General features: G+C 51.3%; 24 protein-coding genes and 1 riboswitch. Of the genes, 16 read left to right on the forward strand and 8 right to left on the reverse strand.

What is annotated here, in order from left to right; genetic code table 11:
- The first annotated feature begins 222 nt into the window (after window positions 1-222).
- From PTW35_RS04865 to PTW35_RS04875, 3 genes are read left to right on the forward strand one after another with little or no spacing between them, the layout of a single operon-like run.
- Entirely contained in the window at window positions 223-450 is a 228-nt protein-coding gene (locus PTW35_RS04865; protein WP_281026747.1) for a FeoA family protein, read from the forward strand.
- Window positions 450-2,729 carry a Fe(2+) transporter permease subunit FeoB gene (gene feoB, locus PTW35_RS04870; protein WP_281026748.1) on the forward strand — a complete coding sequence of 760 codons (2,280 nt, stop codon included), beginning with the start codon at window positions 450-452 and terminating at the stop codon, window positions 2,727-2,729. The genes PTW35_RS04865 and feoB overlap by 1 nt, the downstream gene beginning before the upstream one ends.
- Window positions 2,726-2,971, forward strand: coding sequence for a FeoC-like transcriptional regulator (locus PTW35_RS04875; protein WP_281026749.1), 246 nt, complete (start codon window positions 2,726-2,728; stop codon window positions 2,969-2,971). Before feoB ends, PTW35_RS04875 begins: the two co-directional genes overlap by 4 nt.
- 53 nt (window positions 2,972-3,024) lie before the next feature.
- Here the strand turns inward: PTW35_RS04875 and PTW35_RS04880 are convergent, their stop codons facing one another.
- Window positions 3,025-3,456, reverse strand: a complete 432-nt coding sequence (locus PTW35_RS04880) for an HIT family protein (protein WP_281026750.1) — start codon at window positions 3,454-3,456, stop codon at window positions 3,025-3,027.
- Window positions 3,457-3,747: 291 nt separating this feature from the next.
- On the opposite strand from PTW35_RS04880, the gene PTW35_RS04885 reads away from it, so the two are divergent.
- A complete protein-coding gene (locus tag PTW35_RS04885) occupies window positions 3,748-4,353 on the forward strand; it encodes a DUF924 family protein (protein ID WP_281026751.1) in 606 nt (201 codons plus the stop codon).
- A gap of 59 nt (window positions 4,354-4,412) precedes the next feature.
- On the opposite strand, the gene PTW35_RS04890 is transcribed toward PTW35_RS04885, so the two are convergent.
- Both PTW35_RS04890 and argS read right to left on the reverse strand, forming a co-directional pair.
- The gene (locus PTW35_RS04890; protein WP_281026752.1) at window positions 4,413-5,432 is read right to left on the reverse strand and encodes a GGDEF domain-containing protein; all 1,020 of its coding nucleotides are present in this window, start codon (window positions 5,430-5,432) and stop codon (window positions 4,413-4,415) included.
- 168 nt (window positions 5,433-5,600) lie between these two features.
- Entirely contained in the window at window positions 5,601-7,331 is a 1,731-nt protein-coding gene (argS, locus tag PTW35_RS04895; RefSeq protein WP_281026753.1) for an arginine--tRNA ligase, read from the reverse strand.
- Window positions 7,332-7,754: 423 nt separating this feature from the next.
- On the opposite strand from argS, the gene PTW35_RS04900 reads away from it, so the two are divergent.
- Complete coding sequence (locus tag PTW35_RS04900; protein WP_281026754.1) at window positions 7,755-8,345, forward strand: VOC family protein; 591 nt, start codon at window positions 7,755-7,757, stop codon at window positions 8,343-8,345.
- A gap of 151 nt (window positions 8,346-8,496) precedes the next feature.
- Here PTW35_RS04900 and purU read toward each other — a convergent pair whose 3' ends face one another.
- The gene (purU, locus tag PTW35_RS04905) at window positions 8,497-9,330 is read right to left on the reverse strand and encodes a formyltetrahydrofolate deformylase (RefSeq protein WP_281026755.1); all 834 of its coding nucleotides are present in this window, start codon (window positions 9,328-9,330) and stop codon (window positions 8,497-8,499) included.
- A gap of 193 nt (window positions 9,331-9,523) precedes the next feature.
- On the opposite strand from purU, the gene PTW35_RS04910 reads away from it, so the two are divergent.
- The 7 genes from PTW35_RS04910 to rnd all read left to right on the forward strand — a co-directional run bounded on the left by PTW35_RS04910 (window position 9,524) and on the right by rnd (window position 17,122).
- Window positions 9,524-11,482, forward strand: coding sequence for an ATP-dependent DNA helicase (locus PTW35_RS04910; RefSeq protein WP_281026756.1), 1,959 nt, complete (start codon window positions 9,524-9,526; stop codon window positions 11,480-11,482).
- The gene (gene tsaB, locus PTW35_RS04915; RefSeq protein WP_281026757.1) at window positions 11,483-12,184 is read left to right on the forward strand and encodes a tRNA (adenosine(37)-N6)-threonylcarbamoyltransferase complex dimerization subunit type 1 TsaB; all 702 of its coding nucleotides are present in this window, start codon (window positions 11,483-11,485) and stop codon (window positions 12,182-12,184) included.
- A 77-nt stretch (window positions 12,185-12,261) separates the two neighbouring features.
- The gene (locus tag PTW35_RS04920; RefSeq protein ID WP_281026758.1) at window positions 12,262-12,543 is read left to right on the forward strand and encodes a hypothetical protein; all 282 of its coding nucleotides are present in this window, start codon (window positions 12,262-12,264) and stop codon (window positions 12,541-12,543) included.
- A 65-nt stretch (window positions 12,544-12,608) separates the two neighbouring features.
- Window positions 12,609-13,163, forward strand: a complete 555-nt coding sequence (locus PTW35_RS04925) for a Slp family lipoprotein (RefSeq protein ID WP_281026759.1) — start codon at window positions 12,609-12,611, stop codon at window positions 13,161-13,163.
- Between the two features lie 6 nt (window positions 13,164-13,169).
- On the forward strand, window positions 13,170-14,084 hold the full coding sequence (locus PTW35_RS04930) for an alpha/beta hydrolase (protein ID WP_281026760.1): 915 nt from the start codon (window positions 13,170-13,172) through the stop codon (window positions 14,082-14,084).
- A 110-nt stretch (window positions 14,085-14,194) separates the two neighbouring features.
- The gene (gene fadD / locus PTW35_RS04935; RefSeq protein WP_281026761.1) at window positions 14,195-15,880 is read left to right on the forward strand and encodes a long-chain-fatty-acid--CoA ligase FadD; all 1,686 of its coding nucleotides are present in this window, start codon (window positions 14,195-14,197) and stop codon (window positions 15,878-15,880) included.
- Between the two features lie 117 nt (window positions 15,881-15,997).
- Window positions 15,998-17,122, forward strand: coding sequence for a ribonuclease D (gene rnd, locus PTW35_RS04940; protein WP_281026762.1), 1,125 nt, complete (start codon window positions 15,998-16,000; stop codon window positions 17,120-17,122).
- Between the two features lie 89 nt (window positions 17,123-17,211).
- Here the strand turns inward: rnd and minE are convergent, their stop codons facing one another.
- The 3 genes from minE to minC are packed head-to-tail and all read right to left on the reverse strand — an operon-like array spanning window position 17,212 to window position 18,978.
- Window positions 17,212-17,475 carry a cell division topological specificity factor MinE gene (minE, locus tag PTW35_RS04945; RefSeq protein ID WP_281026763.1) on the reverse strand — a complete coding sequence of 88 codons (264 nt, stop codon included), beginning with the start codon at window positions 17,473-17,475 and terminating at the stop codon, window positions 17,212-17,214.
- Window positions 17,476-17,482: 7 nt separating this feature from the next.
- A complete protein-coding gene (gene minD, locus PTW35_RS04950) occupies window positions 17,483-18,295 on the reverse strand; it encodes a septum site-determining protein MinD (RefSeq protein ID WP_044622814.1) in 813 nt (270 codons plus the stop codon).
- 20 nt (window positions 18,296-18,315) lie between these two features.
- Window positions 18,316-18,978 (reverse strand): septum site-determining protein MinC, encoded by a 663-nt coding sequence (gene minC, locus PTW35_RS04955; RefSeq protein WP_281026764.1) that lies wholly within the window; start codon window positions 18,976-18,978, stop codon window positions 18,316-18,318.
- A gap of 223 nt (window positions 18,979-19,201) precedes the next feature.
- Between minC and PTW35_RS04960 the strand changes: the two genes are divergently transcribed.
- Both PTW35_RS04960 and PTW35_RS04965 read left to right on the forward strand, forming a co-directional pair.
- On the forward strand, window positions 19,202-19,486 hold the full coding sequence (locus PTW35_RS04960) for a YcgL domain-containing protein (RefSeq protein WP_281026765.1): 285 nt from the start codon (window positions 19,202-19,204) through the stop codon (window positions 19,484-19,486).
- A gap of 3 nt (window positions 19,487-19,489) precedes the next feature.
- Window positions 19,490-20,458 carry a lytic murein transglycosylase gene (locus tag PTW35_RS04965; protein ID WP_281026766.1) on the forward strand — a complete coding sequence of 323 codons (969 nt, stop codon included), beginning with the start codon at window positions 19,490-19,492 and terminating at the stop codon, window positions 20,456-20,458.
- A 281-nt stretch (window positions 20,459-20,739) separates the two neighbouring features.
- On the opposite strand, the gene PTW35_RS04970 is transcribed toward PTW35_RS04965, so the two are convergent.
- Window positions 20,740-21,135 (reverse strand): H-NS family nucleoid-associated regulatory protein, encoded by a 396-nt coding sequence (locus PTW35_RS04970; RefSeq protein ID WP_039463251.1) that lies wholly within the window; start codon window positions 21,133-21,135, stop codon window positions 20,740-20,742.
- Between the two features lie 370 nt (window positions 21,136-21,505).
- Window positions 21,506-21,689: riboswitch (Lysine riboswitch) on the forward strand.
- Window positions 21,690-21,788: 99 nt separating this feature from the next.
- Between PTW35_RS04970 and PTW35_RS04975 the strand changes: the two genes are divergently transcribed.
- Both PTW35_RS04975 and PTW35_RS04980 read left to right on the forward strand, forming a co-directional pair.
- Window positions 21,789-23,384, forward strand: coding sequence for a Na+/H+ antiporter NhaC family protein (locus PTW35_RS04975; RefSeq protein WP_281026767.1), 1,596 nt, complete (start codon window positions 21,789-21,791; stop codon window positions 23,382-23,384).
- Between the two features lie 193 nt (window positions 23,385-23,577).
- Entirely contained in the window at window positions 23,578-24,156 is a 579-nt protein-coding gene (locus PTW35_RS04980; RefSeq protein WP_281026768.1) for a thymidine kinase, read from the forward strand.
- The last annotated feature ends 38 nt before the right edge of the window (window positions 24,157-24,194 follow it).

Raw genomic sequence — 24,194 nt, forward strand, 5'->3', positions numbered from 1 at the left:
TAACGTAACCCTTTGTTTTAGAAGTGAACCTTTATTCATTAACATATTGATGGTGACGTCTTTTGGTCGGATGGGTTAAAAATTGTGCCGCGTGTCAATATTGCAAACAATGAATGCAAAAATGAGGGTGATTTATTGATTTAAAACAACATTGAATGTGTTTCAATCTGTAACATTGTAAGCATTAATGCTAATTATTCTTATTTAGGGTAGCGATTTAGAATGAAACTGTCAGAAATGTCATGCGGGGCTGAGGGAAGGGTTGCCAGTTTAGCTGGCTTGCCAGCAGCTACCCGCAAAAAGCTTATGGTCATGGGAATGCTGCCGAATACACCAGTGAGCGTGATTCGGGTGGCACCTCTTGGCGATCCTCTTCAGGTGCGAGTACGTGGTGTGGATATCGCATTACGCAAACAACTTGCAGAAAGCATTGATGTGGAGGTGAACTGATGCAATACAGTATTCTGACAGTAGGTAATCCGAACAGCGGCAAGACCACGTTGTTCAATGGCCTGACGGGTGCCAAGCAGCAGGTGGGTAACTGGGCCGGTGTAACGGTTGAGAAGAAGACTGGCCGCTACGAATGCGCGGGTGATAGCTTTGCTCTGACCGATCTCCCGGGGATCTATAACCTTGATAGTGCCAATGATGTCAACAGCTTGGATGAAGCTATTGCCTCGCGCGCCATCTTGACCATGCCTGCAGATGTCATCATCAACGTGGTGGATGCATCATGCCTTGAGCGCAGCTTGTACATGACGCTTCAGCTTCGCGAATTGGGCCGCCCAATGGTTGTTGTACTGAACAAGATGGATGTGCTTGAGCGCCAGCGCCAAAAGCTAGATATCAAGGGGCTGGAAAAAGCCCTGGGTTGTCCGGTGATGAGCCTGTCAGCGAACAACCTTAAGCAAGTCACAGAGTTCAAAACCCAACTGCACAAGATGCTGGCTCAGGGTATTGCCATTAATGAACTGACGCTGGATTACGGTCCCCAGTTTGAGCAAGCGATTGCCGAAACGGAAGCTTTTTTTACTGATGAGCATTTGAATGGCCGTGCCCAGGCTATCCGGGCCCTGGAAAATGATACTTTGGTGATCAACCAGTTATCTGAAGAGCAAAAAAATCAGGTATGCAATGTTCGCAACACTCTGATGGTGGATGTTGATCCTGATATCCAGGTTGCCGATGTGCGTTATAGCTTCTTGCACCAACTATGCAGCAAGGTGCGCCGCCAGGAAGGCAAACTGAGCCGTAGCCTGAGCGACAAGATCGATGCTGTTTTATTGAACCGTGCGTTTGGTATTCCATTCTTCTTTGTTGTGATGTACCTGATGTTCATGTTCTCTATCAACATCGGCAGTGCATTTATCGACTTTTTCGATATCAGTGCGGGCGCTATCCTTGTCGACGGCGGACACTACTTGCTCGATGATCACCTACCGGTATGGCTGGTAACCGTTATTGCTGACGGTATCGGCGGTGGTATCCAGACGGTGGCAACCTTCATTCCGGTGATTGCCTGCCTATACCTGTTCCTAGCGATGCTGGAAAGCTCTGGTTACATGGCGCGTGCGGCCTTTGTGCTTGATAAAGTGATGCAGAAAGTCGGCCTGCCGGGCAAAGCGTTCGTGCCATTGGTGCTGGGCTTTGGCTGTAACGTACCGGCTATTATGGCAACCCGTACGCTTGAGCAGGAGCGTGAGCGCAAGCTTGCTGCTGCCATGGCACCGTTCATGTCTTGTGGTGCTCGCCTTCCTGTTTACGCCCTGTTTGCCGCCGCTTTCTTCCCTGAAAATGGCCAGAACGTTGTGTTTGCGCTCTACTTATTGGGGATTGCCGCTGCGGTATTGACTGGCTTGGTACTGCGCCACACCATCTACCCGGGAAGCAGCGATAGCTTCATCATGGAAATGCCAGACTATGAAATGCCGACGATGCGTAACGTCGGGATCAAAACTTGGCAGAAACTGAATAAGTTTGTAATGGGTGCCGGTAAGACTATCGTTGTCGTGGTGGCCATTCTGAGCTTCTTCAACTCGCTGGGTATGGATGGCTCATTCGGTAACGAAGATACCCCGAACTCGGTATTGGCTAAGACCGCCCAAGTTGTGACACCAGTACTGTCTCCAATTGGTATTAAAGAAGACAACTGGCCGGCTACGGTGGGTATCCTAACGGGTATCTTTGCTAAAGAAGCGGTAGTGGGCACCTTGAATAACCTGTATGCGCCAGCTGCGGGTGAAGAGGAGGCCGAGTACGACCTGATGGGTAGCCTTCAGGAAGCGGTAGCCAGTATTGGTGCCAACCTGGCAGATCTAAGCTACTCGGATCCGCTGGGTATCACGGTGGGCGAGTTGGAAGATAAAGTGGCGGCAGCCGAAGAGCAGGAAGTCGATGCGTCGATCTTTGGCAATATCCAAGCCCACTTTGTGAGCTCTGCAGCAGCCATGGCATACCTGATCTTCATTCTGCTTTATACGCCATGTGCGGCGGCAATGGGTGCTTATGTGCGTGAGTTCGGCCAGAAGTACTCGCTGTTTATCGCGAGCTATACCATGTTGCTGGCGTATACTTTCGCAACGTACTACTACCAGATCGCTCACTTCGCGGATCACCCGGCCACGAGCATGCTGTGGATTGGGGTCTTCACTGCTATCAATGCCGGCCTGTTCATTACCTTCAAGCGTAAAGGGCAGCAGATGCAAGCAGAGGAGCTTGTCACACTATGATCCTGCAGCAGCTGAAACAGTACATTGAGCAACACGGGCGCGCCAGCCGCAAGGCTTTGGCGATGCGATTCGGTCTGTCGGAAGACGGGGTCGAGGCCATGCTGGATGTGTGGATCCGCAAAGGCAAGTTGGGCAAGGAGCTGATAGGCTGCGACAGTGATGGCTGTTGCCAGAGTGCCAAAGAGATCTGGTACCGTCCCCTCAAGTCAGATGAGCTTGCTGTCACCGTCATGCGTGGCTAGGCAGCAGTATGAAATAAAAAGGCAACCTCCGGGTTGCCTTTTTTAATGCGTTGTTATTCTACTGCACTGAAGCCTTCGATATGGCTTAGCTCGGCCCTAAGCTCTTCCGCGAGGGCTTGCTGTACGGACTCGCTGCGTTGGGTGCCGTCGGTGTTGCCCCAAACTGGCCCTGGCCAGGCGACATCATTCTTGAAGCGGGCAATGTGGTGGACATGCAATTGCGGGACAAGGTTGCCCAAGGCCCCGACGTTGATTTTGTCGGCTTGGTAGTCGTTTTCTAATACGGCGGCGACGGCACTGGACTCCTTTAACAACTGTATCTGATCGGGTTCAGGCAAGTGATGGATTTCACGGAGTTCTGCTTTGCGGGGAACTAAAATGAGCCAAGGCCCCAGGGCTTCTTTGGATAATAGTACCTGGCACAGGGGCAGGTTTCCGATAACCGTAGTATCTGCGGCCAGTCTCGGGTGAAGTGAAAACTGCATGGGATTATTCCTTAATTGTATTGTGTAGCTCACATGCTGAGATATTTGCCAACAGCCAAAAATTCGCTTTGGGGTAGGATATACCCAAGTTACCTTGAGGTAACTTGGGTATATAGGTATCAGGAGCTGCACTGATGACTGTAAGATAGTGTGAATATAAGGCAGCCGCAATGCTTTCTGCTAGGGCAGGCGGTATTTTTTTGTGCGTCGGTGAACAGGTTCTCGGGAAGTTGGATTGGGTTTAGCCGCTGTGTAGCGGTATCGTGACGAAGTGCTTGGAGGGAATGATACATGGTGGCTCAATATCAAGAGGTGCTGGACTTTTGGTTTGGCGAGATAGATGAAGAAGTGACGGTCAAGGATCGAAATCAGCTGTGGTTTCGTGGTGGGGAAGAAACCGATCAACTTATCGCGGAGCGTTTTCGTCACCTAGTCAGCCAGGCAGGACGTGGTGAGCTCAGCAAATGGACCGAGGAGCCTAGGGGAACGCTTGCGCTGATCATTTTGCTCGATCAGTTTACCCGCAATATTTACCGCGGGCTAAGCGCAGCGTTTCGTTATGACTCGCTGGCGTTGGCCTTGTGCAAGCGTGGCCTGGCGAATAATCAAGACTTGGAGCTAACCCCGATTGAGCGGGTGTTTTTCTACTTACCCCTTGAGCACTCGGAAGCTATCGAAGATCAGGAGGAATCGGTATTTCGCTTTGATCGGTTACTGCAGGCGGTGACACCGGCCCATGCCAGTACTTTTGAGGGATTCTATCAGTATGCGGTAAGCCATCACGAGGTGATTAAGCGTTTTGGCCGCTTCCCTCACCGCAATGCGGTATTCGGTCGCCTGTCAACCCAAGAAGAGCTGGAATGGCTGAATAAAGGTGGGCAGCGATTTGGTCAGTAGCTGGAAGCGGGCAGGGCGGTCAGTCGGTGGACTGACCGGAGGTGCCGGCCCATCTGGGCTCAGGTAATGGGCAGGACGCGGTTTCGCCCGAGTTGCTTGGCTTGCTTGAGGAAGTGATCGGCCCGCTCGATGAGTGCCATGCTGTGCTCTCTTTCCTCTGAGCTGCTAATACCGAACGAGGCGGTTACCGAGTTGATCCGCTGCCCGGACTTCTTGTCGAGTACGGAAATCTTTTCAATGGCTTTACGCATGGTTTCTGCCTGCTGGCGGGCAGAGGGCAGTGACTTATGCGGAAGCAAAATTGCAAACTCCTCCCCGCCGAAGCGGTAGGCCTTGGCATAATCGCGGCAGCACTCTGTGAGCCTTTTGGCGACCATTTTCAGGACCTGATCACCCATGAGATGGCCGAACTCATCGTTGAAGTACTTGAAGTGGTCAATGTCCAGCAGCACTAGGCTCGTCGGGATCTGGTTCTCGAGATAGCTTTGAATGTCCTGATCGAAGGCCCTACGGTTGTAGAGTCCGGTCAGGGCGTCTTCGTTGGCTTGTTGTTGGCTTTTATTCAGTGCTGCCCGCAATGATTGGATCTCTTGCTGGGCCGAATCGAGTTGGCCTTTGAACAGCCCGGTTGACTGGCGCATCTGCTGCGACTCGCGGAGCAGTTCGCGCACCAGACCGACGGTCTCTTCCAGGGAGATCCCTTCTTTGCCCACTTGCTCCAGCCGCCCAAACGTACTCTCCAGCGCATTGTGGAAGTTGTTGGTATCTGACAGGGTATCAGCCATGCTGTGGGACAGCTCCTGCATCATCGCGGTGAGGCTTAGCTTAAGTTGTTTGACGTCGTTGTCTGTCTGCCGGGCGAGGTGGTCTTGGTATAGGCTTTCACACAGTGTCGGGGTGCAATGTCCGAGGGATTCAATACCGCTGTCGAGCGCCATATTGAGCTGGGGGTTTTGCTGGGAGCTGTAGGTATACCACAGGGCATAGTTGGTTGGGGTGGTGGGTACCTTGTGCTTAATCATCAGGGGAACGGCCTGCTTCAAAATCTCCGTTGATTTCGCAAAGCTATCGTTGTTCATACCTAACATCCATTCTTACGGGTCATCTTCTGTCGATTGCTATGAAAACTTATTCATGGCCGTTCTAGTTTGACGGTTTTTATTGCCACAGATAATAAAATAGCCTTCTAAGGATACCCTAGAAGGCTATGAATTATTAGGAATTTATCGAATTATGTCAGCGTTTTTTTACATGCGCTCAAGGGTTTCGATACCCAGAAGATCCAAACCTTGCTTGATGGTCTTCGCCGTCAGTAGGGCCAGCTTCAGGCGGCTTTGCTTAACGTCTTCTTCAGCATTCAGGATTGGGCAGGCTTCGTAGAAGCTTGAGAAGTTACCGGCTAGTTCGAACAGGTAAGAACACATTACGTGTGGGTGGCCTTCACGGGCAACCGTCTGAACCGCTTCTTCGAACTGCAGCAGCTTAGAAAGCAGCGTCTGCTCTTTTTCATCGTTGATCACAACTGGGTGAGTCAGATCAGCTAGCTCAACACCGGCACGCTTGAAGATTGAAGCCACACGGGTGTAGGCGTACTGCATGTACGGTGCCGTGTTGCCTTCGAAGGCCAGCATGTTGTCCCAGTCGAAGATGTAGTCAGTGGTACGGTGCTTAGATAGATCCGCATACTTAACTGCCGCCATTGCAACCGTGTTAGCAATGTTTGCTTTCTCTTCAGCGTCTAGCTCAGGGTTCTTCTCTTCGATCAGCTTCGCTGCACGCTCTTCAGCTTCATCAAGAAGATCTGCCAGGCGAACAGTACCACCGGCACGGGTCTTGAACGGACGGCCATCTTTGCCTAGCATCATACCGAAGGCGTGGTGCTCTAGGCTTACTTCTTCTGGTACGTAGCCAGCCTTGCGAACAATCGTCCACGCTTGCATCAGGTGCTGGTGCTGGCGAGAGTCGATGAAGTAAAGCACGCGGTCGGCACCAAGCTGCTCGTAGCGGTATTTAGCACAAGCAATGTCTGTGGTGGTGTACAGGAAGCCGCCGTCGCGCTTCTGGATGATCACACCCATAGGCTCGCCGTCTTTGTTCTTGTACTCGTCAAGGAAAACAACCTGCGCGCCGTCATCTTCCACTGCCAGACCTTTTTCTTTCAGGTCAGCAACGATGCCAGGCAGCATGTCGTTGTACATTGACTCACCCATGACGTCATCACGGCTCAGTGATACGTTCAGGCGATCGTAGTTGCGCTGGTTTTGAACCATAGTTACATCAACCAGCTTCTTCCACATCTCAGCGCAGTACTCGTCACCGCCCTGTAGCTTAACAACGTAGTTACGTGCGCGCTCAGCGAACTCGGCATCTTCGTCGTAAAGCTTTTTAGATTCACGGTAGAAAGCTTCCAGATCAGAAAGCTCCATTGACACTTCGCCAGACTCTTTCTGCACACGCTCAAGGTTCGCGATAAGCATGCCAAACTGAGTACCCCAGTCACCGATGTGGTTAGCACGGACTACTTTATGGCCTAGGTGCTCAAGGGTACGGACTACGGCATCACCGATGATGGTTGAGCGCAGGTGACCAACGTGCATTTCTTTGGCGACGTTCGGAGCAGAGTAGTCAACAACGATGGTTTTTTGCTCTTCTTTCGCAACACCCAGGCGCTCATCTTTTAGTGCGCTCTCCGCCTGCTCGGCAAGCCAAGTTTTGCTTAGGAAGATGTTGATAAAGCCAGGGCCTGCGATTTCAACTTTTTCAGCGATACCGTCAAGGTCTAGCTGCTCGATAACTTTTTGTGCGAACTCGCGAGGGTTAGTACCCAGTTTTTTGGCTACGCCCATTACACCGTTGGCTTGGTAGTCGCCAAATTGCGCTTTCGCAGACTGGCGAACTGCAGCAGGGCTGCCGGCAGGTGCGCCTGCGGCTTCTAGCGCCTGAGAGACTTTGTCATTAATGAGTGCTTGAATGTTCACACGCTTATCCTTTAAATCGTTTGGAACGCCATATGTTAATGCACATTGGCGAGGCAAAAACGGCACCGTATTCAAGGGATATGACCGTCAAAAATAATCACGACCATTGGCCTATAAAGATAGCACCAAGTGATAATTTAATAACGTGAGTATTTTTGACGGGGCCGCCTCAGAAGTGGGAGAGGGGAAACATCTTGAATACGCTGGTTGCATTACCCTAATAATACCCACAAATTTAGGTGCTTTGGCAAGCCGTAAAGCTAATAGATTGCGATTTTTTTTAAATATCCATAACGGGGTGAAAAATATGCAGGAGTCTAGCAGGCACAAGGGCTTTGCCGATGCTGATAGGGCTGTTGTCAAGCCGAAAACTATGGATAATTATGCGTTCAATCGCTCAGCGTGAATAATCGGAGAAAAGAGATGCACAAGCTAGAACAAAAGGGCCTGTTACCCGAGCAAATGTTGGCCGAGTTGCCAGCCTTTATGGCGAAAATTGAGCGCCTTGCCGAACAGTTGGGCCTGACGCTTGCCGGTTACCAGGCTGATCACCTGGCCTTGCGGGTCAATGACTGGGAAACTGCCGAGCAATTGCACCAAGCTTGGCTGGCTTATGGCAAGGAATGGTCGACCAACGAAATCAATGGCCGCCCGATTGTGGTGATCGGCTTTGACCAGCCGCTAAGCTGCGGCCCATGGCTGATTGAGGCACTGGAACTGCCTTATCCGGGCGACAAAGCCTACCCGCAAGAAGGCTGGGAGCATGTCGAGTTTGTGATCCCATCAGAAGCAGCCGATACCGAGGCACTAAAAATAACCCTTGATGAGGTATTTCCGCAATTGGCTGAGCAGTGGGGTGAATTGGCTGGCAAGGGTATCAAAGTTAAAGCCAGCAGCCCATCGGGCGAGAAAGAACGCCTGTCGAACCCAACTTATGCCTTCAAGCATGATGGGGTATGTATCAAGCTGCACCCGCATTCGTTGAAGGCGGTAATTGAAAGTGAAGGGGAGTAAGCGTACTCCTAGATTCCTGCATTTAGCAGGGTAAAATTTCAAAAACGCATGAAGACATCCCTGTCGCTCCGACCCGCCATCCTTGGCGGGTAGGTTTTGAAATCTCACCCTTGCTAAATACTGTTGGTAGGTAAGGTATGTGGCGTGGTGTTTATAAAATTACCGTCCGGTTCCCATAGACAAATACCCGGTCATCGATGACCAAGCCCAGCGCCTTGCTCAGCACCGATTTTTCAACATCTTTCCCCGCTCGCGCCATGTCCTCGGCGCTGAAATTATGGTCAACAGGGATCACGTTTTGGGTAATGATCGGGCCCTCATCAAGATCGTTGGTGACAAAGTGGGCGGTGGCGCCGATGATTTTCACCCCGCGCTCGAACGCTTGCAGGTACGGCTTGGCACCGATAAACGCCGGCAGGAAGCTGTGGTGAATGTTGATGATTTTGTGCGGGAACTGGGCAACAAAGTTCGGCGTCAATATCCGCATATACTTGGCCAGCACCAGGTAATCCGGCGCGTACTGCTGCACCGCTTCGAGCAACAGAGCTTCATGCTCGTCGCGGCTGAGCCCTTCATGGCTGACATGGTGGAAAGGGATGTCAAACTTGCTGGCGAGATCGGCCAGGTGATCATAGTTGCCAACAATGGCGGCAATCTCGATATCCAAGGTGCCATCAAAGGTCTTGACCAGAATGTCCCCCAAGCAATGGGCTTCCTTGGTCACCATGATCACAATGCGTTTGCGGTCTGAGCCAATAAGGCGGCGATGACTCCCTTCTGGCAGAGCCCGGTCCAAGTCGTACAGGAAGGTTTCGTCATTGAAGTAACCCTCCAGCTCGGTGCGCATGAAGAACTGGCTGTGCGAGTGATCGACAAATTCGTTGTTGTGCACAATATTGAGCTGGTGCTTGTAACAGATGTTGGTGATTTTGCTGATCAGGCCCATTGCATCCGGGCAGTCGGTCAGCAGGGTTTTCTTTTCCATGGTGCTCGTCCTTGAACTACTATTTTATCAAATCCAGTTTCATAGTATTTACCTTGGATTGCTTTCAGGGTCAAAGGCTAAATTTTCGCCGCCAATAAATCATGGCTGCTGGAGGGGAATATTGGCATAATGTGCGGTCAACCGACGGAGCTGCCTAGAGCCCGTTTTTCTTTAGCCAGATAGTCGAAAGCCAATGATAGCCAAGTTTTTTGCCTCCGGTGGTGCGCTTGATAAAGCCATTCCCGGGTTTCAGGCCCGCCAACCGCAAATCGATATGGCGCAGGCCGTGGCCGATGCCATCAAGACCGAGAGCCAGCTTGTGGTCGAAGCGGGAACGGGAACCGGCAAGACATTCGCGTATTTGGTTCCAGCGCTTGTCAGCGGCAAGAAAACCATTATCTCCACCGGTTCCAAGAACCTGCAGGAGCAACTGTTCCACCGGGATCTGCCATTGATGGCCGATGCCCTAGGCTTTACCGGCCGGGTATCCTTGCTCAAGGGGCGCTCCAACTATCTTTGTCTTGACCGTCTCAGCCGCCAGATCACCGAAAGCCATGGTGTCCACACCGATCCGAAGTTACTGAGCCAGCTGGTTCAGGTGCGGAGTTGGTCGTCGTCGACCAAGAGCGGCGACCTGGGGGAGTGCGAGGACATTGCCGAAGACAGCCCGGTGATCCCGATGATCACTTCCACCAATGATAACTGCCTTGGCCGTGAGTGCCCGTCCTATGAAGAGTGCTTCGTGGTCAAAGCGCGCCGCCGGGCGATGGAGGCCGATGTGGTGGTGGTCAATCACCATTTATTTTTGGCTGATCAGGCGATTAAGGAAACCGGCTTTGGTGAGCTGATCCCCGAAGCCGAGGTATTCATTTTTGATGAAGCCCACCAGATGCCTGATATCGCCAGCCAGTACTTTGGCCAAAGCCTGTCCAGCCGCCAGATCCAGGAGCTGGCCAAAGATGTCGAGATAGGCTACCGCACCGAAGCCAAGGATATGCGCCAGCTGCAAAAAACCGCCGATAGGTTACACCAAGCTGCTGCTGATATGCGCATTGTGCTAGGTGAACCAGGGTTCCGTGGCAACTGGCGTGAAGCAATCGCCAGCCCGACGATTCAGCGTGAAATTACCCGCCTGAGCGATGCCTTGGACTTGACCCATGAAGTCCTGAAGTTGGCCCTGGGGCGGAGTCAGTTGTTGGACTCGGCGTTTGAGCGGGCGACCCTTATCAAGGCAAGATTGGATCGGGTCTGCGATACCAGCATTACCGGTTATTCCTATTGGTATGAATGCACCCCGCGCCATTTCAGTCTGCACATCACCCCGTTGTCGGTTGCCGATAAGTTTAGTGAGCAGATCGAGCAGCAGGGGGGCGCCTGGATTTTCACCTCGGCGACTTTGGCCGTGAATGAGGACTTCAGCCACTTCAGCCAGCGGTTGGGACTCAAGCCCAAGCAACAGTTTTCGCTGGAAAGCCCATTTGATTACCAGCAGCAGGCCTTGCTTTGTGTGCCCCGTTTCTTGCCTGAACCCAATAGCTTCGGCATTGCCGATAGGTTGGTGGAGATGTTGGCTCCGGTGATTGAGGACAATCAAGGGCGCTGCTTCTTCCTGTGTACCTCGCACCAGATGGTTCGCGAACTGGCCGAAGGGTTCAGGGCCAAGCTCGAATTGCCCGTACTGGTCCAGGGGGAAACGACTAAGCAGAAGCTATTGGCGGAATACTTGGAGCGGGGTAATGCCCTGTTGATCGCCACAGGTGCTTTCTGGGAAGGGGTGGATGTTAGAGGACAGGCCCTTAGCTGTGTTATCATTGACAAATTACCCTTTACAGCACCGGATGACCCGCTGCTGAAAGCGCGTATTGAGGACTGCCGTTTACGTGGTGGCGATCCTTTCGCGCAAGTACAGATCCCGGATGCGGTGATCACCCTCAAGCAGGGCGTCGGCCGTCTTATCCGCGACAAGCAGGATAAAGGAGTCTTGGTGATCTGCGACAACCGTTTAGTCACGCGCCCCTACGGTGCGGTATTTCTTAACAGCCTGCCGCCCATTCCGAGAACTCGGGATGTTGCTAGCGTCGGGCATTTCTTATCTTCGGTTAATGGCCACCAAGAGCCTGCCTCAACCGAAGAACAGCATTCAGAGGCTTGAATGAGCAACAAAATTCTTGCAGTAGATACTGCCACCGAAAACTGTTCCGTTGCCCTGCTAGTGGGCGATGAAGTGATTTCTCACTGTGAGTATGCCCCGCGCGAGCACACCACCAAAGTATTGCCAATGGTCGATAGCGTGTTGGCTCAGGCCGGACTTAAGCTCAATCAGCTTGATGCGTTGGCTTTCGGCCGCGGCCCAGGTAGCTTTACCGGGGTGCGTATCGGGATTGGCATTGCGCAGGGCTTGGCGTTTGGTGCGGACTTGCCAATGGTGGGCATTTCGACTTTGGCGGCAATGGCTCAGGGAACCTACCGCCAGCACCAGGCCGAGCAGGTCATGGCGGCTATCGATGCCCGTATGAACGAAATCTACTGGGGTCAGTATCGCCGCCAGTCAGATGGTGACTGGGCACTGCAGGGCAGCGAGCTGGTTATCAAGCCTGAGAGCCTGATCACGCAACTGCCGGTGAGCGAAGGCCAGTGGTTAACAGCGGGTACAGGTTGGGAAAGTTATGCTGAGGTATTGGCACAACTGCCTGTCGAAACGGTATCAGGGTCGGTTCTGTATCCGGATGCGGCCGATATGGTGCATTTGGCCAAATATGCATTTGCTCGTGGCGAGGCGGTTGCTGCCGAAGAAGCAAGCCCGGTGTACCTGCGCGATACAGTAACCTGGAAAAAATTGCCAGGTCGCGAATAATACACTTGCCTCATTGCCGTGTATGCATACTATTGTATTAGCATGCTCGGCAATTATTTGGATACTGGACGTTTCCTATGGTTTCTATTCAGCGCCTCCCCGTCACCATTCCCCAAACCCCGTCGAAGACGAAACTCGCCCGCGATTCCGTTCTGGATGCCAGTGAACCCACTCCCGTAGCCAAAGCCGTCGCCCAATCGGTTCGTGATCCTGAAGTGCTGAGCGCCGCTCATTCCCACATTCAGTACGATCAACCCGAGGGCAAGAACCGCCAGGCGCTGGAGAGTTATTTAGGGGTAATGCACCAGCAAAAGCGGGATGAACTCTCGATGTTGGTTGGGGTCGATGTGTATGTTTAAGCGTGATTAGTTGCCTGAAAGCCGGAAAATTGCGCGGATATTCATCATTTACCATGGAGTTACCTATGTTTAGGAAGCTAATCGTTGGGTTGCTTGCTGCGACTATGATAGGCTGCGCCGCGGTGCCTGAGAGCCTCATGATTGACAGCGAAAATCCGATCTCTGATATCACGGCATTGCGAGATCCTACCGGTCAGGATCTCGGGCTGGCTGTCCGGCTCGGGGGGATGATTGCTGCGATAGACAACGGTGAGCAGAAAACCCGGTTGGAAATTGTGGCCATGCCCATTGGCAGTGACGCCAAACCCAAGCTTGGCAGCAGTACCCAGCAGCGCTTCGTCGCGTATGTTGATGGCTTTCTCGAGCCGATGGAGTACCACCCAGGGCGGTTGATTTCTGTTGCAGGGTATGTAAAGGGTGAAGAAGAGGGCAAGGTCGGCGAGTACCAGTACCGTTTCCCGGTCGTCGTGGCATCGGGTACCCAGCTGTGGCAAGTGAAGCAGGAAGTCTGGCTCGATGACTTCGACCGCTTCAGAAGCTGCGTCGGCTTATATTGTTCCCCAAGCCTCATTAATAGCGGTTTCTCCCGGGCAGAAGTCAGGGAGCGGGTGACCCAATAGACGACCATGTACCAGATTGATTTTCAGTTGGCCGAACAGAGGCTGTCGGGATTAGCCTCCTTTGCAACCGAGCGCCCCGTAGCGACCAAGGCCCAGTTAAGTGCCGTCTTGGTGGATAAGCCTGTGATGGTGATGCTGCATGGCTGGCAGGATAACGCCGCTAGCTTCGCCCCATTGTTTGGTAAGCTTGCCGAGCAGTTTCATGTTGTTGCGATTGATTGGCCTGGCCATGGGTTATCGGCGCCGAGAGCGGCCGATAACTATTATCATTTTATCGATTATGTTGATGACTTGGCCCAGTTGGTCGCTTTGTTGGATCAGCCCCAGGTCACCCTAACGGGCCATTCCATGGGAGCGCTGGTAGCGGTTTGCTATGCTGCAGCGTTTACCGACAAGGTGAATGGCTTGGCTTTAATCGAGGGCTTGGCGCCATTATCTGAGGCAGAGCATGATGCCCCGCAGAGGTTGCGCCAGGGGATCGAAAGCCGCCAACGTTACCGGGACCGGGTACAGCAGCGCCAGAACCGTTCGATGGGCTCGTTCCAGCAGGCGCTCGATCTGCGCTGCGCGGTCAATGATGTCACGCCAGAGCAGATCAGGCCGGTCGTTGAGCGGGCGGTCTGCCAGCGCGACGGGCGATGGTACTGGCGCCATGACAACCGCCTGCGCTGCGATTCGCTGTACCGCATGGCTCACCCTCAGGTTTCGGCCTTGGTGTCGTCGGTGCAATGCCCGGTGCTCTCGATTATCGGGGAAACGGGCTACCGCCAGCTGAAACTGCAGCAGCCGGGCGAGCAGGGATGGCAACAGCTTGAACAAATCGAGGTTGCCGGTGGCCATCATTGCCACCTTCAAAGCCCCGAACAGGTGACTGAAAACATATTGTTGTTCAGTTCAAAATTTAATGCATTAGCCAGATAGGCTAGTGTTACTTGTATGTTGATTGTGCTGTAATTGCGGTGTAAACAGATGTTTTAACTACCCGTCAGCACAGATAGGCACCATGCCAATTTCAAAAAGGAGAGTGCAAAGTGGATAAGGTTTGGCTTAACCGCTATCCGGAAGATGTACCGGCTGAAATCAACCCGGACCAGTATCCGTCGTTGGTTGAAATGTTTGAGCAGTCGGTACAGAAGTACGCTGACCAGACAGCGTTTATCAATATGGGGCAGGTAATGACCTTCCGCAAGCTGGAAGAGCGTAGCCGGGCCTTCGCCGCCTACCTGCAGAATGAGCTGAAGCTGCAAAAAGGCGATCGCGTCGCGGTGATGATGCCGAACCTGCTGCAGTATCCCATTGCCCTGTTTGGTATTTTGCGTGCCGGTTGCGTGGTGGTTAATGTTAACCCACTTTATACTCCGCGTGAGCTGGAGCACCAGTTGAATGACTCCGGTGCCAAGGCGATCGTCATTGTTTCTAACTTCGCCCACACCCTAGAGAGCATTGTTAAAAACACCAGTGTCCAGCATGTGGTGCTGACCAGCCTTGGCGATCAGCTGTCTCGCCCTAAAGGCACGCTGGTTAACTTTGTCGTCAAGTACATCAAGAAGATGGTGCCGAAGTACCACCTTCCGCACGCTACATCAATGCGTATGGCCCTGCGCAAAGGCCGCCGCATGCAGTACGTCAAGCCGTTCATGTCTGGTGACGATACGGCCTTCTTGCAGTACACCGGCGGGACGACTGGGGTGGCCAAAGGTGCGATTCTCAGCCACCGCAACATGCTGGCTAACGTAATGCAGGCCAAGGGAGCCTATGGCCCGGTACTGACTGAAGGCCGCGAGTTGATTGTGACGGCACTGCCGCTGTACCATGTTTTTGCCCTGACGGTGAACTGCTTGCTGTTCATCGAGATGGGAGGACGCAACCTGCTGATCACTAACCCGCGTGATATTCCGACGTTTGTCAAAGAGCTGCAGCGCTATCCGTTTACCGCGATCACCGGGGTAAATACCCTGTTCAATGCGCTGGTTAACAATGAAGATTTCCATGAGATTGACTTCAGTGAGCTGCGTCTATCCGTTGGCGGAGGCATGGCAGTCCAGCGCGCGGTAGCTGACAAGTGGAAGCAAATCACCGGCAATTACCTGCTAGAAGGCTACGGCCTGACCGAGTGCTCGCCGCTGGTTGCCGCCTACCCCTATGATTTGACCGACTACAATGGCTCTATCGGCTTGCCGGTACCGTCGACCGATGTCCGCATCGTCGATGACGAGGGAGTGGTGCTGGCTAATGATCAGACCGGCGAGCTGCAGGTCCGTGGCCCGCAGGTTATGCAGGGGTACTGGCAGCGCCCTGAGGCCAGCAAGGAAGTACTGACCGAAGATGGTTGGCTGTCTACGGGAGATATTGTACGTTTCGATGACGAAGGCTTCCTCCATATCGTCGATCGCAAGAAGGACATGATCCTGGTGTCGGGCTTCAATGTATACCCGAACGAGATTGAGGATGTAGTTGCCCTTAACAGCAAGGTGCTGGAAGTGGCGGCGATCGGCGAACCGCATGAAGTCTCGGGTGAGGTGGTGAAAGTCTGCGTGGTCAAGCGCGATGCCAGCCTGACGCGCGAGGAGCTGCTCGAGCACTGCCGTGAGCACCTGACCGGCTACAAGGTACCGAAGATTGTTGAATTCCGCGATGAACTGCCAAAGACTAATGTCGGCAAGATCTTGCGTCGCGCATTGCGTGAAGAGTCGAACCAGCAAGCTCAGGATGCCTAATCGCATTTTCAATTAAAGACACATAATGCCGGCGCCAAGCCGGCATTTTGTACCGAGCCAGATAATGTCCTGTTTCATAGGCCTATTTTTCCGCTTGGTATCATTGGTGAGATAACTGTGAATTTTGAAATGATCACCAGCCGCACGCGGTTGGAAACAATATGCCTTCAGGCGCGCCGTCAGTCGGCCGTCATGTTGGATACCGAGTTTGTCAGAACCCGGACCCTCTACCCGAAACTGGGTTTGATCCAGCTGTTTGACGGTGAGTCCCTGGCGTTGATTGACCCATTGGCAATTGACGACCTGGATCCGCTGTGGGAGCTGCTGCGTGACCAGTCGGTGATCAAGGTGCTGCACGCCTGTGGTGAAGACTTGGAAGTATTCCAGTACTATGCAGGCTGCTTGCCGGTACCGATGATTGATACCCAGGTAATGGCTTCGTTCCTCGGCTATGGGGTGTCTGCAGGCTTCGGGACCTTGGTGAAAGACTACTTGGGTATTGAGCTTGATAAGGGGGAGGCGCGTACCAACTGGTTAGCCCGTCCTTTGACCGAGCGTCAGCTCGACTACGCCGCAGCCGATGTTTACTATCTGCTGCCGCTGTACCAGAAACTGATGCCGCTCGTCGAAGCCAAAGGTTGGCAGGAGGCCCTGGCGCAGGAGTGTGCGGGTCTGATGCTCAAGCGCGTTAAGACTATCGACCCGGACAAAGCCTACCTCGATATCAAGAATGCGTGGCAGCTCAATCCCAAGCAGCTGGCTATTTTGCAAAAAGCGGCTAAGTGGCGGGTGCTGGAAGCGCGCAAGCGCGATTTGGCCCTGAACTTTATCGTCAAGGAGCTGCACCTTTGGAAGCTGGCCCGCTACGGGATCAAGTCGAAGGCGGTGATGGCAAAAGAAGGTTTCGACAACATGGAAATTCAGCGCCATGCCAACCGGCTGCTGAAAATGGTACATGATGTCGACGATATGCCCGAAGACCGATACCCGGAAAAAATCATTAGGCTGGTGGATTTGCCGGGGTATAAGCAGAAAGTGAAGCATATCAAGGATGTTGTGTCGGCAGTCGAGCAGGAAACCGGCCTGATGTCCGAGTTCCTGGCGTCGAAGAAACAGATCAACCAGCTGATCTCTTGGGCCTGGAAAAAAGACTCGCCGTCCGACAGCTTGCCTGACATGCTGAAGACCTGGCGTAAACCGCTGTTTGAAAGCAAAGTGCTACCTTTGCTGCAGTCGAAATAAGGCTAAGTCGTTTTTGCTATGCGCCCGGAAATAAAAAGCCCCGCTCAACTATCGAGCGGGGCTTTTTTTCGGATATGGAGCCAGCCAGTTTACTTGTCTTCGTCCGGCAGGGTAACGTTGAGCTCAAGAACGGAAAGGTCTTCTTCTTTCTGATCGAGATTAACGGTGACCTGTTCTGGACTGATTTGGACGTATTTGCGGATCACATCCAGAATATCCTGCTTCAACTGCGGTAAATAGCTAGGTGCACTCTGATCGGCAGAGCGGCGTTCGGCAACGATAATTTGCAGGCGCTCTTTGGCTACACTGGCAGTCGTTGGTTTCTTGGGGCGGAAGAATTCTAACAATGCCATCGTATTATCATCCTCCGAACAGACGTTTTAGGAAGCCTTTCTTCTCTTCTTCAAGGAAGCGGTACGGGCGCTCTTCACCCAGTAGTCGGGCAACGGTGTCGCCATAGGCGATACCAGCGTCCGATTCTTTATCGAAAATCACCGGCTCACCCTTGTTTGAGGCATTCAGTACGGCTTGGCTCTCTGGGATCACGCCAAGCAGCGGTATGTGCAGAATTTCCTCAACATCACCAACGCTTAGCATCTCGCCCAGAGTGACGCGGGCAGGGTTGTAGCGGGTCAGTAGCAGGTGAGTCTTCACCGGCTCATCCGCTTGCTCGGCACGGCGAGACTTGGAGTCGAGAATGCCTAGAATACGGTCTGAGTCACGTACAGAAGAGACTTCTGGGTTGGTGGTGACAATGGCTTCATCGGCAAAGTACAGCGCCATCAGCGCGCCGGTTTCGATACCCGCGGGCGAGTCGCAAATAATGAACTCGAAGTCCATTGCTGCCAAATCATTCAACACACGCTCAACGCCCTCACGGCTCAGGGCATCTTTGTCGCGGGTTTGTGAAGCGGGTAGGACATACAAGTTGTCGACACGCTTGTCCTTGATGAGTGCCTGGTTGAGGTTGGCTTCACCATTAATCACATTGACGAAGTCATACACGACTCGGCGTTCGCAGCCCATAATGAGGTCAAGGTTACGCAGGCCGATATCGAAATCGATCACCGCTGTTTTCTTGCCGCTTAGCGCAAGGCCCGATGCAATAGCTGCACTCGAGGTAGTTTTACCAACGCCACCTTTACCTGAGGTAACAACGATAATACGTGCCATCTTAAATTCCTTATTAAACCTTATAGAGTCATGTGCTCTATGTTCAAATTGTTTTCAGCAAGCGAGATAACGACATTTTTTCCCCAGAACTCTTGTTGAATTTTGTCGCTTAACCAATAGTTCCCTGCGATTGAAATGAGCTCAGGCTGTAAGTTGTGGCAGAAAATCTTTGCCTCTTGTTGACCGCTGGCCCCAGCGATAGCACGGCCCCGAAGGGTGCCATAGACATGGATACAGCCATCGGCGATGATTTCAGCTGCCGCACTGACATGTCCAAGTACTATCAAATCACTATTTTTAGCATAAATTTGCTGTCCTGACCGAACTGGATTTTTTATGATTTTTGTCGGTGTCATCACAGGTTCGGCGGCTTTTGCCTGTTTGGCTGCATTCATAATCGCGAATCCAGCCTGCTTGGCCTGTTGTTGCAACTCCGGTTGCTTGCAGCCACTGATCCCCACAGGGATCATGCCGGCTTCGTGAACCTGGCTTTTTAGCAATGCAAAATCCAGCTTATTTCCGGCTTGGCTGACATCAATGACGATCGGAGCGGCGGAAAAGAAATGAGGAGCCTGTTCAACTTTATCTTTGAGAAAGTTGATTGCTTGCTGTATGTCGCCGTCCACGAGGTGGAGGGCCGAGAGGGTGAATGAGCCCCCTTTGAGTTCTGCAGATTTTGTCATGCGCGCTAATGACTGCCGATAAATTAGTCGTTCGGGAACGTTATCTCTTGGGTAACTTGCATGTTATATTCCAAAGCGTATATCAGCAAGCTATCCTTGCTTTTGCGTTGGAAATTCAGACAACCGTCTCATCAAGTAGGCGATCTCCCCCATCTGTAGGGAATGATCCCGGTGAATTGTTGTCTGACAAAATAGCGAAATTAACGAACAGGTTACCGACAATATGTTGTGTGCAATTTACAAAAGCCCCAAAAAAGACAACACCTATCTTTATATCAACAACAAAGACGACTTTTCAGCCGTGCCTGAAGTTTTGTTGAAAACATTTGGTACGCCACAATTTGTCATGGTACTTAAGTTAGAGGAACGACATAAGCTGGCACAGGCCGATATAGAAAAAGTAAAAGCGGATCTCAAGGAGAGCGGATATTACCTGCAGGTGCCGCCTCCCGTGCCAAACTTACTCGTGCAGTACAAAGCGGATAAAGCCGCCAGCAGCCAAGGATAAACTATGCATAAGCGATTGATATCGGCCTTAGTGGCCTTAGGGTTAGGATTATCATCGGTTGTCTATGCCGATGAGGGGTTTGATAAATATGTCGAAGGACTGAAAGTAGAAGCCCGGGAAAATGGAATTTCGGAGTCGATTATCAACTCTGCTTTTGATGGCATAACGTTTGTCGAGCGTGCGGTAAAAGCGGACAAAAATCAACCGGAGCGTAAATTAACTCTGGATGAGTATATTCCCCGTGCGGTGCCTGCTTGGAAAGTAAAACAGGCAAATGAGCTATATCGCCAGCATAAATCTATGTTGGATAAAATTGGTGAGCAGTACGGTGTGCAACCGCGCTTTATAGTTGCCTTGTGGGGGGTTGAAAGTAATTTTGGCCGCTTGATGGGGAATTATAATGTGGTTGAAGCGTTATCCACGCTAGCCTATGAAGGTCGGCGCGAAGCGTTTTTCCGCGGACAGGTGATGGCGGCACTGGAAATATTGGATGCCGGCCATATTAGCCCTGAAGATATGAAGGGTTCTTGGGCGGGTGCCATGGGCCAACCGCAGTTTATGCCAACCTCATTCCTGTCGTATGCCGTCGATGGCAACAATGACGGCAGGATTGATATTTGGCAGACGGAGGCCGATGTTTTTGCCTCTGCGGCGAATTATTTGAATAAAGCCGGCTGGGATGACCAATATACCTGGGGGCGGCAAGTTTCTTTACCCGCTTCTATTGATGAGTCATTGCTTGGTGTAGAAATGAGCAAAGCCCGTAGTCTGGCTGAATGGCAGCAATTAGGTGTTCGACGCCTCAACGGCAAGGCCCTGCCGAGTGTTGAAATAGATGCCTGGCTTATTCAACCTGATGATAAACAAGGCCGTGCCTATTTGATTTATGGTAATTATCAGTCGTTGCTCAAGTGGAATCGTTCGCATTATTTCGCCTTGGCCGTGAGCCATTTGGCTGATCAAATTCGCTAATCCCCAAAAATGACAAAAAACCAGACCAATAGGTCTGGTTTTTTATGCTGCGGGGAAAATCACGCTTTATTTTTTTGCCATCGGGTGAAATTAAAATAATCGTTAGTAATAGAGGGGAGGGAAGTAAGTTGTTGGGTGAAATTGAGCTTTGCGGTTTGGTGCCCCCTTTCTTTTTCTTTTGAATCAATGACTTGGTTTTTGGTGCTTGTCAGCGGTTTATCTTAAAAAAAAACCCGGCATGGCCGGGTTTTTTCGATGATTATCACAGATGATTTGAAATATTAGATTTCAAAATCTTCTAGAGACTTGCCTTCGTCCAGAGCTTTTTTCAGTGCGCTTGGAGTACGACCTTGGCCAGTCCAAGTTTTCTCTTCACCATTTTCATCGATGAAACGGTATTTTGCTGGACGCTGCGCACGCTTTGCTTTTGGTGCTTTATTTAGTGTGGCTAGAAGCTCTTCTGGGTCAATACCATCAGCAAGAAGCATTTCACGGTATTGGGCTAGTTTTTCTGTACGTTCTTTTTCTTTAGCAAGCTCTTCTGCTTCTGCTTCCTCACGCTCAGAAACAACGGTTTGAAGTTTTTCTAGCGCTTCCTGTAGTTGCTCAAGAGAATATTCACGAGAAAGTGCGCGAAGGCTGCGAAGGTTAAGTAGCGCTTTCATTGCATCAGACATTTTTTATTTCCTGTAGGCCTAAAACTATAAATTAATAATAGCAGTGACGATTCAATAATTGCAATAATAATACTTTTAATACAGTGATGCCAAATAAAAAATGAAGGGTTTATTTAATTTTTTGCAATTTATCTGGTTCATTTCTCATTTGTAATAAATTGTAATGGTCAAGATAAGTAAATATTCTTATCCAAAATCTACGGGAGCTGATAAATATTTGCCATCAATTTCATATGTGAAAGGTATAATAATTTGTCACTAAGTGGATGATTTTCGTACTCTATGGCAAGACTATTCACTATTTTTGTGATTTTTTTCATCTTAACTTATTGCATTTGGATATCTATTCCGTAGAATTGACCATACCTAGACTAAGGGTAGAGGCGCATCGTCTATTAGTAGTAAATCTTAGGGTGATTCCAATGAGGATTTACGAAAGGAGCCGATGCCGAAGTAAGCGTGGAGTATCAAGCCTGCTTGCTGGGGTTGTCACCGAATAGGGTCAACACTGCCATAGTATATAATTACATTAACTATGGAGCGCTACTGTGGAGTCGGAAAAGGGTAACTTCTCTTCCTTATGCTCTTCTATACACGACAAGATGTCGTGTTAAGCAGTAGATCTCCAACCAGGATCGGTTGTAGTCGAGATCATGAATATTGTAGATTTTTCACATTCCGCCATGTCGTTGTTGCCTCCTTTGGTTGCGCTGGGCTTGGCTATCCTAACTCGTCGTGTTTTAGTTTCATTGGGTGTCGGTGTCCTGCTGGGCGCATTCCTGCTGACGGATTTCTCTGTCGGTGGTACGGCCAGCTATATCGGTACCACGGTTGAAGGGCTGTTTATTGAAGACGGTGCCATCAACAGTTGGAACATGAGTATTGTTGCTTTCCTTATTTTGCTGGGTATGACCACTGCCTTGCTGACACTTTCTGGCGGTACTCGAGCGTTTGCTGAATGGGCCCAGACGAAAATCAAGAGTAAGCGCGGTGCTAAACTGTTGGCTGCGTTCTTGGGTGTATTTATCTTTGTTGATGATTACTTCAACAGTTTGGCCGTTGGCTCGATTTCCCGCCCGGTGACTGACCGGTTCTATGTCTCCCGTGCCAAATTGGCCTATATCCTTGACTCTACTGCCGCACCAATGTGTGTATTGATGCCCGCTTCAAGCTGGGGGGCATACATTATTACCTTGATCGGCGGTATTTTGGTTTCGCACGGGGTGACAGAATACTCGCCGCTAGGGGCATTCATGCAGCTGGCGCCGATGAACTTTTATGCGGTATTCGCTCTGTTGATGGTGTTTGTCGTGGCTTGGTTCCAAATTGATGTGGGCCCGATGAAAAAGCACGAGCTGGAAGCGAGTCACTGCCGTGGATTCGATGAGGGGGATGTAGACAGCCGTGCCAAGGATCTGAACGACGAACTGGAAATTGAAGAAAGCAAGAATGGCCGTGTTGCCGATCTGGTAATGCCAATCGTAACCCTGATTGTGGCAACGTTCTTCTTTATGCTCTTTACCGGCTACCAGGCCTTGGCGGCGGATGGTCTCGCGTTTAGCGTTCTGGGTGCGTTCGAGAATACAGATGTGGGTATGTCTCTGGTATACGGTGGCCTGGTTGGTTTGGCTGCTGCCCTTATCCCTGTTTTCCGCCAGCGCATTCCAATGGCAGATGTGGCCTCTACCCTGTGGATTGGGGCCAAGTCGATGTTTGGCGCGATCTTGATCTTGCTGTTTGCTTGGAGCATTGGCTCGGTGATCAGTGACATGGCGACGGGTAAATACCTATCGACCTTGGTTGAGGGTAGCATTAACCCAATGATGCTGCCGGCGATTCTCTTCTTGCTAGCAGGCCTGATGGCATTCTCGACCGGTACGTCGTGGGGTACGTTCGGTATTATGTTGCCGATTGCCGGTGATCTGGCTGCTGCCACCGACATTATGCTGATGTTGCCGATGCTTGGCGCGGTATTGGCCGGTTCGGTATTTGGCGATCACTGCTCGCCAATTTCCGATACGACTATCCTGTCGTCGACTGGTGCTCGCTGCCACCACATTGATCACGTATCGACCCAGCTACCTTATGCGCTGGCTGTGGCTGCGGTATCGACTATTGGCTTCCTGGTACTGGGCTTTACAGGCTCTCTCGCTGTTTCGTTCATGTCGGCAACCGTCGCCTTCGCTCTGGCTTGCGTGGCGCTTTACTGGCTTGCACGCCGCCCTCAGGAAGCGGCTGCGAACGCGTAATGCTGATGTCATGCTGAAGAAAAAAGCCTGTATTTGATACAGGCTTTTTTATTTTCGCTAGTTAGCCCAAATTTCTTTAATTTAATCTCAATTGGTCACAAAGAAGATGAGCTTGCTCCTTTCAATCTGAAGGGCTTTTCTGTAGCATCTCGGCTGATTTTTCACGCACCAATCGTATTACTAGGGAAGCTTAATGGCCCAAATGTATTTCTATTACTCGGCAATGAATGCGGGTAAGTCGACAACATTATTGCAGTCATCTTTTAATTACCGCGAGCGCGGCATGACGCCGGTGATTTTCACCGCTGCAATTGATGACCGTTACGGTAAAGGCAAGGTCAGCTCGCGAATTGGTTTGCAAGAAGATGCTGAGTTGTTTACTACCAGCGATGACCTCTATGCTCGTCTGCAGGATATGAATGCAACCAAGAAAGTTGACTGTGTGCTAATTGATGAGTGCCAGTTCTTGACCAAAGAGCAGGTGTACCAATTAACAGAAGTCGTCGACAAGCTGAATATTCCGGTGCTTTGCTATGGTTTGCGTAGTGATTTTCGTGGTGAGCTATTTGAAGGCAGCCGTTATTTGCTGGCGTGGGCAGATAAACTGGTTGAATTGAAAACCATCTGCCATTGCGGCCGCAAAGCCAATATGGTGATCCGCCAAGATGCCAGCGGCAAGGCGATTGCCGACGGCGACCAGGTCGAAATCGGCGGCAATGACCGCTATGTTTCCGTGTGCCGCAAGCACTATAAAGAAGCGCTCGGCCGGTAATTGGTACTTTCTACCATATCCTGTTCGATAAGCAACGA

It is taken from the genome of Photobacterium sp. DA100 (assembly GCF_029223585.1).
Classification (GTDB): Bacteria; Pseudomonadota; Gammaproteobacteria; order Enterobacterales; family Vibrionaceae; genus Photobacterium.